Origin of the sequence: Tatumella ptyseos ATCC 33301, from assembly GCF_000735525.1 — a bacterium.
GTDB lineage: Bacteria > Pseudomonadota > Gammaproteobacteria > Enterobacterales > Enterobacteriaceae > Tatumella > Tatumella ptyseos.
In genome coordinates this window covers 1-15,866 of the sequence record NZ_JMPR01000011.1, presented here as the reverse complement: position 1 = coordinate 15,866, position 15,866 = coordinate 1, and the positions used below count along the sequence as shown (strand labels likewise).

Annotated in this window: 18 protein-coding genes and 1 pseudogene; 15 read left to right on the top strand and 4 right to left on the bottom strand. The window is 45.6% G+C overall.

Features of this window, described 5'->3' with window-relative positions; all coding sequences use genetic code 11:
• Positions 1–177: 177 nt before the first annotated feature.
• From GTPT_RS17410 to GTPT_RS02895, 13 genes and pseudogenes are all read left to right on the top strand, one after another.
• The gene (locus tag GTPT_RS17410) at positions 178–351 is read left to right on the top strand and encodes a hypothetical protein (RefSeq protein ID WP_156022707.1); all 174 of its coding nucleotides are present in this window, start codon (positions 178–180) and stop codon (positions 349–351) included.
• Between the two features lie 18 nt (positions 352–369).
• Positions 370–1,221 carry a YPO3983 family protein gene (locus GTPT_RS02950; RefSeq protein WP_029991670.1) on the top strand — a complete coding sequence of 284 codons (852 nt, stop codon included), beginning with the start codon at positions 370–372 and terminating at the stop codon, positions 1,219–1,221.
• Complete coding sequence (locus GTPT_RS02945; RefSeq protein WP_029991669.1) at positions 1,205–1,669, top strand: DUF943 family protein; 465 nt, start codon at positions 1,205–1,207, stop codon at positions 1,667–1,669. Before GTPT_RS02950 ends, GTPT_RS02945 begins: the two co-directional genes overlap by 17 nt.
• Positions 1,670–1,729: 60 nt before the next feature.
• Complete coding sequence (locus tag GTPT_RS17965) at positions 1,730–2,023, top strand: DUF927 domain-containing protein (RefSeq protein WP_025902435.1); 294 nt, start codon at positions 1,730–1,732, stop codon at positions 2,021–2,023.
• A gap of 243 nt (positions 2,024–2,266) precedes the next feature.
• Positions 2,267–3,114, top strand: a pseudogene (locus GTPT_RS02935) (YPO3983 family protein).
• Positions 3,104–3,565, top strand: a complete 462-nt coding sequence (locus tag GTPT_RS02930; protein WP_025902437.1) for a DUF943 family protein — start codon at positions 3,104–3,106, stop codon at positions 3,563–3,565. Before GTPT_RS02935 ends, GTPT_RS02930 begins: the two are co-directional and overlap by 11 nt.
• A 233-nt stretch (positions 3,566–3,798) precedes the next feature.
• Positions 3,799–4,650, top strand: coding sequence for a YPO3983 family protein (locus tag GTPT_RS02925; RefSeq protein WP_029991666.1), 852 nt, complete (start codon positions 3,799–3,801; stop codon positions 4,648–4,650).
• Entirely contained in the window at positions 4,640–5,104 is a 465-nt protein-coding gene (locus tag GTPT_RS02920) for a DUF943 family protein (protein ID WP_038010840.1), read from the top strand. Before GTPT_RS02925 ends, GTPT_RS02920 begins: the two co-directional genes overlap by 11 nt.
• A gap of 384 nt (positions 5,105–5,488) precedes the next feature.
• Positions 5,489–6,337, top strand: a complete 849-nt coding sequence (locus GTPT_RS02915; protein WP_081671497.1) for a YPO3983 family protein — start codon at positions 5,489–5,491, stop codon at positions 6,335–6,337.
• Positions 6,327–6,791, top strand: coding sequence for a DUF943 family protein (locus GTPT_RS02910; protein ID WP_038010837.1), 465 nt, complete (start codon positions 6,327–6,329; stop codon positions 6,789–6,791). Before GTPT_RS02915 ends, GTPT_RS02910 begins: the two co-directional genes overlap by 11 nt.
• A 380-nt stretch (positions 6,792–7,171) precedes the next feature.
• Entirely contained in the window at positions 7,172–8,020 is an 849-nt protein-coding gene (locus tag GTPT_RS02905; RefSeq protein WP_111678773.1) for a YPO3983 family protein, read from the top strand.
• The gene (locus GTPT_RS02900) at positions 8,010–8,474 is read left to right on the top strand and encodes a DUF943 family protein (protein WP_029991662.1); all 465 of its coding nucleotides are present in this window, start codon (positions 8,010–8,012) and stop codon (positions 8,472–8,474) included. The genes GTPT_RS02905 and GTPT_RS02900 overlap by 11 nt, the downstream gene beginning before the upstream one ends.
• A gap of 95 nt (positions 8,475–8,569) precedes the next feature.
• On the top strand, positions 8,570–9,034 hold the full coding sequence (locus GTPT_RS02895) for a DUF943 family protein (RefSeq protein WP_029991661.1): 465 nt from the start codon (positions 8,570–8,572) through the stop codon (positions 9,032–9,034).
• 236 nt (positions 9,035–9,270) lie between these two features.
• Here the strand turns inward: GTPT_RS02895 and polA are convergent, their stop codons facing one another.
• From polA to GTPT_RS02875, 4 genes are all read right to left on the bottom strand, one after another.
• On the bottom strand, positions 9,271–12,051 hold the full coding sequence (gene polA / locus GTPT_RS02890) for a DNA polymerase I (protein WP_029991660.1): 2,781 nt from the start codon (positions 12,049–12,051) through the stop codon (positions 9,271–9,273).
• A 357-nt stretch (positions 12,052–12,408) separates the two neighbouring features.
• On the bottom strand, positions 12,409–13,041 hold the full coding sequence (dsbA, locus tag GTPT_RS02885) for a thiol:disulfide interchange protein DsbA (protein WP_029991659.1): 633 nt from the start codon (positions 13,039–13,041) through the stop codon (positions 12,409–12,411).
• A gap of 26 nt (positions 13,042–13,067) precedes the next feature.
• A complete protein-coding gene (locus GTPT_RS02880; protein ID WP_025902445.1) occupies positions 13,068–14,054 on the bottom strand; it encodes a serine/threonine protein kinase in 987 nt (328 codons plus the stop codon).
• A 56-nt stretch (positions 14,055–14,110) separates the two neighbouring features.
• Positions 14,111–14,380, bottom strand: a complete 270-nt coding sequence (locus GTPT_RS02875) for a YihD family protein (RefSeq protein WP_025902446.1) — start codon at positions 14,378–14,380, stop codon at positions 14,111–14,113.
• A 73-nt stretch (positions 14,381–14,453) separates the two neighbouring features.
• Between GTPT_RS02875 and mobA the strand changes: the two genes are divergently transcribed.
• Together mobA and mobB are read left to right on the top strand one after the other, a co-directional pair.
• Positions 14,454–15,026 carry a molybdenum cofactor guanylyltransferase MobA gene (gene mobA, locus GTPT_RS02870; RefSeq protein ID WP_029991657.1) on the top strand — a complete coding sequence of 191 codons (573 nt, stop codon included), beginning with the start codon at positions 14,454–14,456 and terminating at the stop codon, positions 15,024–15,026.
• On the top strand, positions 15,023–15,556 hold the full coding sequence (mobB, locus tag GTPT_RS02865; RefSeq protein ID WP_029991656.1) for a molybdopterin-guanine dinucleotide biosynthesis protein MobB: 534 nt from the start codon (positions 15,023–15,025) through the stop codon (positions 15,554–15,556). Before mobA ends, mobB begins: the two co-directional genes overlap by 4 nt.
• The last annotated feature ends 310 nt before the right edge of the window (positions 15,557–15,866 follow it).

Below are 15,866 nucleotides of genomic sequence, written 5' to 3'. Positions count from 1 at the left end.
CTGTCGCATTCAGTAGCATAAAGCCAATACAGCCCGCTAAATGCGGGCTTTTTAATTTTCATGCTGTCGCATATGAACGCATAATATCGCGGGTAAATGGTGTACCCAAAGGTGTACCCAAACGTATTTACACGACCCAGTTTGGGTACACCCCCTATTCAACAGACAGACGGCACTATGGCAAAGTTGACAGATATCCAGATAAGGGCATGGATAAAGGCCGGAGAACGGTTTGAGGGGCGCTCAGACGGTAAGGGGCTTTACCTGCGTTACCGGGCAGGGGCTGTACAACGTTTACACTTCAACCCACCAGCGCGTATTATTCCCTGTGAAGACCTCCACGGACGATAACACAAGGAATGTATCACGATGGTCGCACTACAGCTCCCCTGTACCCTATTCAAAACTCAAAAATGGATGGACGACTACAGCGCCAGTGATATGCGCTGCGGCGATCTGACCGAAGCACAGTTAAAATCCCATTACGGGCTGGTGGATGTTTCAACCAGGGCCAATCCTTATACCCTGACGAAAATCACCCCGTTTAATCAGCCACAGTCTATGTTTTATGGCTCCCGTGGAGAAGGGGAAAAGATCACCCGGCAGCAATGCACCAATATCCTGTTTGATGAGTTCCGCGATTTATCGCGCATGTTCTCGATTTATGGCCCATACAAACACCTGATCGAAAAGATGATCACCCATATGCAGTATGGTAATGGCAAACCGTTCACCAGTATGCACCTGGACAGTGCTTTGAAGGATCACATTATCCGAGATAACAATCCAGATAACAGTACACGCCTGTTATTGAAAGAAGCTTTTAGCACAGCGGTTGACTGGGAAAATAAATGCTTACAGGTAAGCAAAAAAGATGAATTAAGGATTGCTATATCTCGTGGAAAACTCCCTAAATTTGACCGCTTTCAGGATAATTTCAACGGTATGGGGATCACCGTGCATGATACCTGGGCAACGCACATCACCATAAAATCGTTACAGGTGGATAATGACCGCTACCGGGCGATTGTACATTACAAAGTCCAGGATCACTTTGGCCTTGATGTTGATCATATTTCAAAATTCAAGTTCAACCAGTTCCGCTTTTTCCGCATCTGGTTTGTGCTACAGCGATATAACCAGTTTGGTTTCAAGCCATTTATCACCAATATGGAAGCAACCGTAGAAATCACTGGGGGGCACAATGACAGTAAAAAATAAAAAAATATTGATTCTTTTTTTCCTGGCTGTTTGTGTTTTACTGGGTTACCGGATTTGGCTGTGTTTACGTCCTGTAGAGATTGTCGCGGTTCATCAGGAAAATAACTATAGCGATGTTTTAGTTAGAAGCTTCCCACCGACAGATAAGGGAAAAATAAGCTGGTGGCTGGAAAATAAAAATATGTTGAAAGAAAAATATGGCATTCCAAAGCCTGACTCAGATGGTTTGTTCACTATCATTTTTTGGTATTTTGGTGACGGATACAAAGAAGAAGGGAAATATGACAGGCTGTGTTTTGAAGATATGAAACCACCTAAAAATTGTATAGAAAAAAACAGAGTTTTCTCAGTTAGTGACAGTAAAAACATGGGACTTTCTTTTACTACTCATGATGAAATATATCGCATGAGGAAAAACGGGAAGATAGTAAAAGACGAATCCGATTAGGTTTGCCACCCTCGCATAGAGACAGCAATAAAATCATCCCCTGCCCGGCTTGCACCAGCCATGCATAAGTATCAAAATGCTCAGGAGGCTATCTCGACGGAGAGAAAAGCGGCAGCGCCTTACCGCCTGCCTCAACCCCTTTTCAGTAAGGCGAACGTAGCAGATGGTGAGATCATCGGCTCACCATCCCGGCCCGTTATTTTTTGCGGCCACTCAGCGACAGCGCAGGGCTACACCGTTAAAAGCACCCCGGAAAGCTGGCGCGATAATGTAGCCCGGCTGGTGGCCGGTAATCCCTCAATGGTAACAGCTATCGCGGCAGCGTTCGCCGCTCCCATGCTGGCGCTGACATGAGAACAAAGGCACTCCGGGGAAAGCCTGTATGCTGTATACGCTTCTGCGCCCTCCCTGACGACTTAAGAGCCACAGGATCTGCCAGCACGCATCACCCCTGGTTTACTTCATTTTTAACTGACAACATTCATAGCGGGTCAGGCAGGGAGCTGATTTTTCCCCGGGCGCTGGTACTTCCCTGCTGCCCGGAGTACTCTGCATACAGAGGCTGCTTTTTAGCCAGTACGATCTAAGGAACAGATCATGATAAATGCACTGCAACTTCCCTGTACCCTTTTCAGGACGCAGAAGCGAATAGATGACTACAGTGCCGGCGATATGCGCTGTGGAGAGTTAACCGAAACCCAATTAAGAACATACTACGGCCTTGAGTATATTTCTGATCAGGCAGACCCGTGGACGCTGACCCGGCGCTCTTCCATGGATCGTCCTCAGTCCATGTTCTGCTGTAATCTGCGTGACCCGGGTAAAAAAATCACCCGCCAGCAGTGCGCCGCCATCCTGTTCGATGAATTCCGCTTTTTATCCCGCCAGTTCTCCTTCTGCGGCCCCTATCGTCATCTGATTGAAAAGATGATCACCCATATGCAGACTGGCAACGGTACCCCCTTCAGGGATGTGCTCCTGGACAGAGCATTGAAAGAACAGATTCTCAATGACATAACTGATAAGAGTACATTTTTCCGAATAAAAGAAGTAATTAAAAACTATATTAATTGGGAAAAAAACACCTTTCCGATAGAAAAAAAGACGAATTTCGTAAAACAATATCTGGTAGTAAATTACCTAAATTTGACAGATTTCAGGATAATTTTAATGGCATGGGTATTACGGTTCATGACACCTGGGCAACAGACATCACCCTGAGATCACTGCAGATTCATAATGACCGTTACCGGGCCGTAGTGCATTACAAGGTACAGGATCATTTTGGCCTCGACAGCGACGATATACTGAAAACACAATTCAGTCAGTTCCATTTCTTCCGTATCTGGTTTGTTCTCCAGCATTACATACAGTTTGGCTTCAGACCTTTCATGACCAATATGGAAGCCACTGTAGAAATCACCGGGGTTCGTCATGAGAGCTAATACCAGAAACATTCTGTTAGTTCTTGTCATTATTGTAGGTACTTTGACAGGCTATGTTTTTTGGCTCAACTTACGCCCGGTAGAAATTGTTGCAATTCATAATGATGGTAACTATAGCTCAATCCTTGTAAAAAACTTTCCTATTACAGATAAAGGGAAAACAGACTGGTGGTTGAAGAATAAAGATATAATAAAAAGTCGCTATAATATTCCAAAACCTGCCACTTATGGTGGTTATGATGTGACTTTTTGGAATTTTGGTGAGGGATACAAAGAAGATAAATATGACAGACTCTGTTTCGAGGATATGCAGACAAAAATCAACTGCATCGATAAAGAACCTGTATTTACTATAAAAAGGTTTAACTATGATAGAGAGATATTTATCACTTATGAAGGGCGATATAAATTGAACGATAATGGAAAGTTAATGAAATTCCGGCGCGAATAGAACTGCTCTTCTGCGCATAAGCAGAACAAAATGTGCTGATATTCTTGTCGAAAAATAGTAAAACCCGCTTACCGGATATCATAGTTTTGATGCCCGTTAATGCACTCCGGAAATTCATACCTCTCTGTGGGACAGGAATCTGATTTTTCCCCGGGCGCTGGTACTTCCCTGCTGCCCGGAGTACTCTGCACACAGAGGCTGCTTTTTAGCCAGTACGATCTAAGGAACAGATCATGATAAATGCACTGCAACTTCCCTGTACCCTTTTCAGGACGCAGAAGCGAATAGATGACTACAGTGCCGGCGATATGCGCTGTGGAGAGTTAACCGAAGCTCAATTAAGAACATGCTATGGCCTGGATTATATTTCTGATCAGGCAGACCCGTGGACGCTGACCCGGCGCTCTTCCATGGATCGTCCTCAGTCCATGTTCTGCTGTAATCTGCGTGGCCAGGGTAAAAAGATCACCCGCCAGCAGTGTGCCGCCATCCTGTTTGATGAATTCCGCTTTTTATCCCGCCAGTTCTCTTTCTACGGCCCCTATCGTCATCTGATTGAAAAGATGATCACCCATATGCAGACTGGCAACGGTACCCCCTTCAGGGATATGGCCCTGGACAGGGCATTGAAAGAACAGATTACCAGGGATAATTCCAGAGAAAATAGTACACGCTTGTTATTGGAAGAAGGATTTAAAAAATACATCGAGTGGGATAAAAAATATTATCCGGCAGAGGGAAAGCAAAATTTAGTTGATTCGATCCTGTATGGAAAACTACCTAAATTTATCAATTTTCGTGATAATTTTAACGGCATGGGTATTACCGCCCATGATACCTGGGCAACACATATCACTATAAAATCTCTGCATATTGATGATGCCCGCTTCCGTGCAGTGATACATTATAAAGTACAGGATCATTTTGGCCTCGACAGCGACGATATACTAAAAAAACAATATAACCAATTCTATTTATTCCGTATCTGGTTTGTACTCCAGCGGAGTAATCTGTTTGGCTTTAAACCCTTCATGACCAATATGGAAGCCACTATAGAGATTAACGGGGGACGTAGTGGAAGCTAATATGAAGAAAACGCTGCTGATTATTGTTGCAGCAGGGACTGTCCTGATGAGCTACCTTTTATGGCTGACCTGTCGTCCAGTGGAAATTATTGCGGTGCATAAGAAAGATAACTATAGCTCAGTTTTAGTCAATAACTTCCCTTTTACAGAGAGAGGGAGAATAAATTGTTGGCAGGAAAACAAGCAGATGCTTAAAAACAGGTATGGAGTCCCCCGGCCTGACACTGATGGTTTTTTTACTGTTATCTTTTGGGATTTTGGTGATGGGTATAAAGAAGAAGGTAAATATGACAGACTCTGTTTCGATGATATGAACCCACCAGCCAATTGTATAGAAAAGAATAAAGTTTTTACTGTCAACTACGGCAGGAATATGGGCCTGTATTTTACCACGAATAATAAAAGGTACTTTATTAACAAAGACGGTAACATCATAAAAATGAAAGACGATTAAACCGCTCTCCCTGTTGCTGTGTCAGCGATACAGTGACTCGTTCTGCCGAAAATCTGTCGAAGACATCCTGAAGTAACAAAATAACAGAATGTATTCTCCGTCAATTCACAGACAGACTGCTGGCGCTGACATGTGAACGACACGCATTCAGGGGGAAGGCGCGTATGCTGTATACGCTTATAAAGACTTATCTGTGTCTCCCCCTGACGACTTAAGAGCCACGGTATATGCCCGCACAGCATCAGCCATCTTCAACGAACGATAATCCCTGCGGGTCAGGCAGGAATCTGATTTTCCCCCGGGCGCTGGCACTTCCCTGCTGCCCGGAGTACTCTGCGTACAGAGGCTGCTTTTTAGCCAGCACGATCTAAGGAACAGATCATGATAAATGCACTGCAACTCCCCTGTACCCTCTTCAGGACGCAGAAGCGAATGGATGACTACAGTGCCAGCGATATGCGCTGTGGAGATTTAACCGAAACCCAATTAAGAACATGCTACGGCCTGGAGTATATTTCTGATCAGGTGGATCCCTGGACGCTGACCCGGCGTTCTTCCATGGATCGTCCTCAGTCCATGTTCTGCTGTAATCTGCGTGGCCCGGGTAAAAAGATCACCTGCCAGCAGTGTGCCGCCATCCTGTTTGATGAATTCCGCTTTCTATCCAGACAGTTCTCTTTCTACGGCCCCTACCGTCATCTGATTGAAAAGATGATCACCCATATGCAGACTGGCAACGGTACCCCCTTCAGGGATATGCTCCTGGACAGGGCATTGAAAGAACAAATCATCAGGGATAACTCCAGAGAAAATAGTACACGCTTGTTATTGGAAGAAGGATTAAAAAAATATATCGACTGGGATAGAAAGTATTACCCGCCCCATCAAAAAAGTGAACTACCAAAAGCCATCCTTGAAGGACGATTACCTAAATTCGATAGGTTTCAGGATAATTTTAATGGTATGGGTATTACTGTTCATGACACCTGGGCAACAGACATCACCCTGAGATCACTGCAGATTCATAATGACCGTTACCAGGCCGTAGTGCATTACAGGGTACAGGATCATTTTGGCCTCGACAGCGACGATATACTGAAAACACAATTCAGTCAGTTCCATTTCTTCCGTATATGGTTTGTGCTCCAGCATGATACTCGGTTTGGGTTCAGACCATTTATGACCAATATGGAAACCACTGTAGAGATTAACGGAGGCCGTAGTGAAAGTTAACTATCAGGTAAGTCTGTTCATGCTGTCATTCTTCGCCTGCCTGCTATCAGCCAGCGTAATCTGGCTGTCATTGCGTACGGTAGAAATCGTCGCTGTACACGAAAATGGTAATCATAGTTATATTTTAGTGAAACATTTCCCTTTTACCGATAAAGGGAGAATAAATTGGTGGCTGGAAAAAAATAAGATGATTAAAAACAGGTATGGAGTCCCCCGGCCTGACACTGATGGTTTTTTTACTGTTATCTTTTGGGATTTTGGTGATGGGTATAAAGAAGAAGGTAAATATGACAGACTCTGTTTCGATGATATGAACCCACCAGCCAATTGTATAGAAAAGAATAAATTATTTACTGTCAACTACGGCAGGAATATGGGCCTGTATTTTACCACTAATAATGAAAGGTATTTTATTAACAAAGACGGTAACATTATAAAAATGAAAGACGATTAAACCGCTCTTCCTGTTGCAGTGTCAGCGATATAGTGACTCGTTCTGCCGAAAATCTGTCGAAGACATCCTGAAGTAACAAAATAACAGAATGTATTCTCCGTCAATTCACAGACAGACTGCTGGCGCTGACATGTGAACAAAGGCACTCCGGGGAAAGCCTGATGCTGTATACGCTTCTGCGCCCCCCCTGACGACTTAAGAGCCACAGGATCTGCCAGCACGCATCACCCCTGGTTTACTTCATTTCTAACTGACAACATTCATAGCGGATCAGACAGGAATCTGATTTTCCCCCCGGGCGCTGGTACTTCCCTGCTGCCCGAAGTACTCTGCATACAGAGGCTGCTTTTTAGCCAGTACGATCTAAGGAACAGATCATGATAAATGTACTGCAACTTCCCTGCACCCTTTTCAGGACGCAGAAACGCAGGGATGACTATAGTGCCGGCGATATGCGCTGTGGAGAGTTAACCGAAGCCCAATTAAGAACATGCTATGGCCTGGATTATATTTCTGATCAGGTAGATCCCTGGACGCTGACCCGGCGCTCTTCCATGGATCGTCCTCAATCCATATTCTGCTGCAATCTGCGTGGCCCGGGTAAAAAGATCACCCTCCAGCAGTGCGCCGCCATCCTGTTCGATGAATTCCGCTTTTTATCCCGCCAGTTCTCCTTCTGCGGCCCCTATCGTCATCTGATTGAAAAGATGATCACCCATATGCAGACTGGCAACGGTACCCCCTTCAGGGATATGGCCCTGGACAGGGCGCTAACGGAGCAAATTATCAGGGACTCTTCGGAGAAAAACAGTACACGTATCCTGTTATTAAAAGCCTTACGAACAGGTATCAGTTGGGAAAAAATGTATCTTCCGGCAGTAAACCAGGACAAATTGAGAAAAAGTATTGTTGAGGGGCGATTACCAAAATTTGACAGGTTCGGAGACAACTTTAACGGCATGGGGGTTACCGTTCATGATACCTGGGCAACCCATATCACCCTGAGATCACTGCATATTAATAATGGCCATTTCGTGGCAGTAGTACATTACAAAGTTCAGGATCACTTTGGTCTGGATAGTGACGATATACTGAAAACAAAGTTCAGCCAGTTCCATTTCTTTCGTATCTGGTTTGTGCTCCAGCATTACACTCAATTCGGCTTCAGGCCATTTATGACCAACATGGAAGCCACTGTCGAGATTTCCGGGGGGCGTAATGAAAGCTAAAAATAAAAATCTCCTTTGTACATTATTCACAATGAGTTGCGTCCTGATGGGTTATTTTTTCTTGTTTCCGTTACGTACTACAGAAGTGGTTGCCGTCCATGAAGATGGAGAATTCAGCTCTGTCCTGGTAAAAAACTTCCCGTTTACAGATCGGGGAAAAATAGACTGGTGGATTAAAAAAAACCTTGAACTGAAAGAAAAATATAATATCCCAAAGCCTGACAGTGATGGGTTTTCCTCGATAGTTTTTTGGGATTTTGGCGATGGTTACAAAGAGGAAGGAAAATATGACAGGCGCTGCTTTACTGATATGAAGCCACCCATAAATTGTATTGATAAAAAATCTCTGATGATTGTGAGGAATTTTAATAAAAAAATAACTTTTATCTCTCTGGATAGCGGAACCTACCGGATATACAAGAAAGGGAAAATAGTAAAAAATAAATCAGAGTAGCTCCTTCCTGCCTCGCAGAAGAAAGCACTACATTTACCGGATCCGCTAAAAAACGACCAATATGGAAGCCACTGTAGAGATCAACGGGGGACGCGATGAAAGATAAACTAAAAATAATTATTTCTGTTCTAGGTATAACCAGCTGCGCGTTGACTGGCTACTTTTGGTGGTTGGCCTCACGACCGGTAAAAATTATCGCTGTCCATCAGGAGGATAATTTCAGCGAGATCTTGGTAAAAAACTTCCCATTTACCGATAAAGGAAAGATAAATTGGTGGCTGGAAAATAAAGACTCATTGAAAATAAAATATAAAATCCCCTATCCTTCATCCTCTGGTAATTTTTATGTGAGTTTTTGGGATTTTGGCGAAGGATATAAAGAAGAAGGGAAGTATGATCGCCGCTGCTTTAATGACATGAATACCCTTGAAAACTGCATAGATAAAAATTCCGTTTTTTCTGTCGAGAACACCAGGAACAAAGAAATTATATTTACCGTCTACAATGGAAGATATCTGATGAAAAATGACGGTAACATCATAAAGCTGAAAGACGAGTAAACCACACCCCACCGTATACCGATAGCCCTGAATTTTCCGATCGGCGGAACACCTGCCACCGCAGTAAGCAAGATACAATCATTGTGATTTCCGGCTATTTATACCCCATATGGAAGCCCCAACAGAGATCCCCTGGAATACGCATTCGGACGTTAGCGAAAGATACCTTATGTCCGGTAATTACCGGATCAGATAATGGCTCATGCCACCACGACGGGCATGAGCCTCTTAGTCTGTTAGTGAGCCTGTTCCCAGTTATCACCGATACCGATATCCACCTGCAGAGGTACATCAAGCTTCAGACTGCTTTCCATGATCTCCCGGATTTTCCCGGTGGCGATCTCAATTAATGACGCATCAATTTCAAAAACCAGTTCATCGTGAACCTGCATAATCATTTTGATTTTTGCCGGGTCCTGTGACTTCAGCCAGTCATCGACGCCAATCATGGCACGCTTGATGATGTCAGCTGCAGTCCCCTGCATTGGCGCATTGATCGCCGCACGTTCAGCCGCTTTGCGCCGAATGGCATTCCCTGAATTGATATCCGGCAGATACAGTCTCCGCCCTTCCAGCGTTTCCACATACCCTTTTTCAGCAGCACTCTGCCGGGTAGATTCCATATAGCGTAATACACCCGGGTAGCGCTCAAAATACAGATCCATATACTTTTTCGCCTCACCCGGAGCAATATTTAACTGTCGTGAAAGGCCGAAAGAACTCATCCCGTAAATCAGACCAAAGTTGATCGCTTTCGCGCTCCGGCGTTGTTCCGCACTGACTTTTTCCACTGTAGTTCCGAAGACCTCAGCAGCCGTCGCTTTATGAATATCTTCACCCTGTGCAAATGCATTCAGTAAACCGCTATCCTGTGACAGATGAGCCATGATCCTCAGTTCAATCTGAGAATAGTCAGCCGCCAGAATTTTCTGTCCCTGAGACGCGATAAAGGCATGACGAATACGCCGTCCTTCCTCATTACGTACAGGAATATTTTGCAGGTTCGGATCCGTCGACGACAGACGCCCGGTAGCAGTGACAGCCTGATGATAAGAGGTATGTACGCGCCCCGTCAGCGGATTAATCATCTGCGGTAACTTATCGGTATAGGTTGTCTTCAGTTTAGAGAGTCCGCGGTGCTCCAGAATAACTTTTGGTAACGGATAATCCAGTGCCAGTTCCGCTAAGACTTCTTCACTGGTTGACGGTGCACCACCCGGGGTTTTTTTCGTCGGTTTAATCCCCTGTTTTTCAAAAAGGATTGTCTGTAACTGCTTGGGGGATGACAGGTTAAAGGCTTCACCGGCCAGTTCATGGGCTTTCTGTTCCAGCTCTGCCAGACGTGCGGTCAGTTGTCGTGAATGCTCTGCCAGCATGGCCGGATCAATAAGCACACCATTACGCTCTACCCGGGATAATACCGGAACCAGCGGGATCTCAATGCCGTTTAATACTTTCAGTGGACCCGGCTCTTTTTCCAGTAAGGGCCAGAACTTCAGGTGTAATTGCAGAGTAACATCAGCATCCTCTGCCGCATAAACACTGGCTTGTTCCAACGCAATCTGGTTGAAGGTCAGTTGTTTTTTACCTTTTCCGGCAATTTCTTCAAACGTTACGGTTTTATGGTTCAGCCAGCGCCGGGCCAGGCTATCCATATCATGTTTACCGGCAACACTGTTCAGAATGTAGGACTCAAGCATGGTATCGAAATGAAGACCCCGTAGCTCGATATCATAGTTCTTCAGTACACCACGATCGTATTTCAGGTTCTGACCAACTTTACTGCGGCTTTCATCTTCCAGCAGCCCTTTCAGCCTCGCTAAAACATATTTACGATCAAGCTGGGCTGGCGCATCGAGATAATCATGAGCCACCGGCAGGTAAGCTGCTTCACCGGGGGCGACAGCAAAAGAAAGCCCGACAATATTGGCCGACAATGTATCCAGAGAATCTGTTTCCAGATCGAAGGCAAACAACTCACAGTTATTCAGTTTTTCGAGCCAGGTCTCAAAGGTCTGCTCATCCAGGATAGTGACATAGTTTTCCGTCGAAAGAGTCGACTCAGCAGGCGCAGATGTGACTTCAGGTGCCTGTTCCGCCACTTTTTTTGCCGGTTTTTTGTCATCCAGCCAACGGCCATCATCGACTTCACTGATCCAGCGCTTAAATTCATAACGACTGAACAGAGAGAGCAGAACCTCATTATCCGGAGGATTAACGCCGAGCGCCTCGCAGCCAGGCAGTTCTGCAACATCGGTTTTAATGGTCGCCAGCTGATATGACAGGAACGCAACATCCTTATTCTGTTCCAGTTTGGCAGCCATTGTTTTTGCACCACGGAATGAGAGGCTGGCCACCTTATCCAGGTTATCATAGATGGTCACCATGCTTCCTAACCCCTGAAGCAATGCCTGTGCTGTTTTTTCACCCACTCCGGGAACGCCCGGAATATTATCTGAAGAGTCTCCCATCAATGCGAGGTAATCGATAATGAGTTCAGGGGGAATACCGTATTTCCCGGCCACTTCTTCAGGGCCGAGGATAGTATTGTTCATGGTATTAATCAGGGTGATATTAGGCGTAACCAGCTGTGCCATATCTTTATCACCGGTACTGATGAGGACCGGACGCCCCTGTTTATCAGCTTCCCGGGCCAGTGTCCCGATAACATCATCTGCTTCAACCCCGGAGATCACCAGCACAGGCCATCCCATCGCTTTAACCATTTGGTGTAATGGCTCTATCTGTGCCCGGAGATCATCAGGCATCGGGGGACGATGAGATTTATAATCTTCGAACAGCTCGTCACGAAATGTTTTGCCTTTGGCATCAAAAACCACGGCCGCATGGCTGGGTTTATATTGAAGTAACAGGCTTTTCAGCATGTTCAGAACACCGTACATTGCACCCGTTGGTTCACCGGCACTGTTCGTCAACGGGGGGAATGCATGATATGCACGGTAGAGGTAAGAAGATCCATCTACCAGAATCAGGGGGTTTTCTGCAATTTGAGCCATAGGTTGCTATTTCTTCTTCGCTGTTGGTAATAACTAAGGATGCCACATCACTGGCAGAATGTTGAACGGAAGCGCACACGTGCCTCGAAATTTATTTATCTGCCGGATAGATCGCACTGATCTTCCTGTGGATAACTTTGTGCGTAAAATTTAACTCAGATCCGGGATTATAATCACACTCTCCGGGAGTTATAAAAAAAACAATTTAAATCATATCAATAGGCATTTTTATAATTGATCATTATCGTTATGCTGCTATATGTATCTTGTGGATATTCATTATCACAAGTGTTTTTAACACTGATTATAATAAAAAAAAACGCCGCTTTCGCGGCGCTATGCTCTTATCGCTGAGAGTTATTTCGATACCAGATATTTGACGACGTTCACATAGTCGGCAACAAAGTTATTCATTGAACTGGTATCCAGACCGGCATTGTTCACCTGGTACTTACCATCAACAAATACAGAAGGGACACCACTGATATTGAAGTCACTGGCTGCTTTTTCCTGCTGGCTGACTAACGCCTTAACAGCAAAGCTGTTCCAGGCGGCATCATACTCTTCAGAAGAAATACCTGCGGCTTTGATAAAGACCGCTTTCAGGGAAGCCGGGTCAACAATAGTCTGTGTTTTCTGTAAACCATCAAAGATAGGGTCGACAACTTTATCTTCTACGCCTAATGCCATCGCGACTGCCCAGGCATGAGTGACGACCGGAGCAAAATCGCCCCCCAGGAAATCAACATGGTAGCGGGTAAACTGTACACCTTTAGGCAGGCTATCAATGACTGCCTGGTTGATGTGATAAGTCCGCTCGAAATCGTAGCAGTGAGGGCAAAAGAACGAAAAGAACTCAACCACTTTAGGCGCACCATTAACGCTTTTATCCAGAGTGATATATTGTTTTCCCTCAGTAAATGAGGATGCAGATGCGGCAGCACTGAAGACCAGCATCATACCAACTAACGCGAACCAGATCTTTTTCATTGTATAAACTACTCCAGGTAACGTAATCAAAATTGCGAATGTAACGGCGATACAGGCTGATGGAGTAACTTTTCCTGTTCAGAGAAAATAGCCACCTGCCTGCGCCAGAAATCGTCTTCTGCCATCCAGGGAAAAGCCCTCGGAAATGCAGGATCCTGCCAGCGTTTCAGGATCCATGCTAAATAATAAACCATGCGCATGACACGTAAAGGTTCAATCAGTTTCAATTCATTAACATCAAAGTCGCTGAATTCTGAGTAAGCTTCTAACAGGATATCCCACTGGATCGCTTGTTCCTGGCGATCACCATTCACCAGCATCCATAAATCCTGCACCGCGGGACCACTACGGGCATCATCAAAGTCCACAAAGCACGGCCCGTCACGCCACAGTATATTTCCCGGGTGACAGTCACCATGCAGCCTTAAGGGTGCGCTGATATCATACCAGGCCTGCCTGAGCGTAATACCCAGCCTTTCAAGAACAGAAAGTAATTCCTGTTTTATCGCCGGGGAGATCAGGGGGGATGCCGCCACAGTCTGACAGGGTTCCGCAAAGTACTCCTGTAATCCGATAACCGGTCGATGACTGAATGTTCCCTGCCGGCTTATCTGGTGGAGCCTGCCCAGACTGCGGCCAACAGCTTCCAGCTGGTCATAATTATCCGTTTCATATTCCCTTCCGCCCATGCCAGGAAAGACAGCAAACCAGAAGCCATGAGCATGGTGCAGAGTCTTACCTTCGAAAGAAAGAGGTGCGACGACAGGAACATCCCCGGCAGCCAGTTCCAGAGTAAACTGATGCTCTTCAAGTAATTGTTGTTCATTCCAACGGTGCGGGCGATAAAATTTTGCGACATAGCGCTTTTTATCTTCATCACTGAATTGCCATACCCTGTTTTCATAACTATTCAGGGCAGTGAGACCCGAGTCTACACGAATCCCGGTATCCCACAGAACATCCAGAATGCTCTCCGGATCGAGTGTTTTAAAATTGAAAGCCGCATCGCTCATAAGTATTCATATCGCTATCTTCTGACCTGGCCCAAGAATACCATTATCTGACGAGCTTAGTCTTTAATAACACCGCGGGCTTTCAGTAGCGCCGTTTTGAAATCCTCCTCATAATCTTTTTTCAATCCCGGAATGGCTTCAGTCTTAGCGGTCTGCCTCAGTTTCAGATGGTAGATAAGTACATCATCAGGCAGTGACGAAAGATCTCCCCGGTATCCTGATTCTCCGGCAAGCTGTTGTAAAAACTGCAACAGGTTGAGATCCGGTACCTCCCTCCAGGCCGGTAACAGTAACTCAAGAACTTCGGTAAGACGTTTATCTTTCATCCTAAAACTCCCTGCGGGGTTATAATTAACCCTTAAATTATCAGGGTTATCTCCACATGAAAAGCGAGGTTATATGAAGAATATTACCGGCGTCATCCTTGCCGGCGGAGCCGCAAGGCGCATGGGAGGGAAAGATAAAGGACTACGAATATTTAAACAGCAACCGCTGTTTATGCATGTGGTCAATCGCTTTGCACCACAGGTGTCTGCGCTGCTGATCAGCGCTAACAGACATCAGGAAATCTATGCACAATCCGGATATACGTGTATCGCTGATACCTTAAACGGCTTTCAGGGGCCACTGGCCGGGATATTAAGCGGGCTTTCCCAATCAGAAAATGAATGGGTTGCATTTTCTTCCTGCGATTCTCCCTTCATTCCTCCCTTTTTTGTCAGGGACTTATGGCTGGGGAAAGACCATGCCCCTGCCTGCTGGATCCGTTCATCACAACGGGACCATCCGGTCTTTTGCCTGCTGAACCGACAATTGCTTCCATCATTGCAGGTTTATCTCGATTCCGGGGAACGACGGGTCTTACAATTCCTGCGTCAGCATGGAAAGAGTGTGTCTGTTGATTATCCGGAGCAGGCTTTTTTGAATATCAACACTGAGCAGGAACTGAAAGCCTGTGAGGCAATGCAATGAGTTTACCAATACTGGGTATTTCTGCCGTGAGCGGAACAGGTAAAACTACATTACTGAAAAAACTGATCCCGTTATTAAAGCAACAGGGTATGCGTCCCGGGCTGATAAAGCATACACATCATCAGATGGATATTGATTATCCCGGTAAGGACAGTTATGAGCTACGCAAAGCCGGAGCCAGCCAGGTGCTGGTCGCAAGTCGCGAACGTTGGGCTCTTATCAGTGAAACTCCGGAAAATTCGCCTGAATTAATGGCGTTAGCTCAGAAGATGTCGCAGGAAACACTGGATATTATTCTGGTAGAAGGGTTCAGGCAGGAGCCTATACCCAAAATTGTACTCTGGCGACACGGATGTACGGGCACCCCTCACACATTAATCGATGAATATACCCTCGCCCTGGCCAGTGACACCCCGGCAGACGGACTCGCGGTAAGCTGGCTTGATATTAATCAGCCGGCATCGATTGCGGAGTTTATTCATCAGTGGTGTCTTAGCCAGCATGATCAACCATCACAAAAAGGGATTTGATCGTGGCTGTTGCGATCTGCTGGCAGCAGAGACGATGATTACTGCATCAGGACATAGTAGTAAATCACGAGCCTGACGGCTGAACCTGAGTCGGGTTGTAATTCAATGGAAACACTCAGCATATCATTCAGTGGTCACATTAAAGGCTGCGGTGATCTCACGGAGCCTCTCCGCCCCTTTTTCCCGGCCGGAATGCAAAAAGGCCGCCCCTCAGGGCGGCCTCTGCCTTTTCATGCCGCCGGTGCCCGGTTTTCCCCGGTGCCCGCAGACATGCTTAATAAAAAATGTGATAAAAATTCCATAACAGACA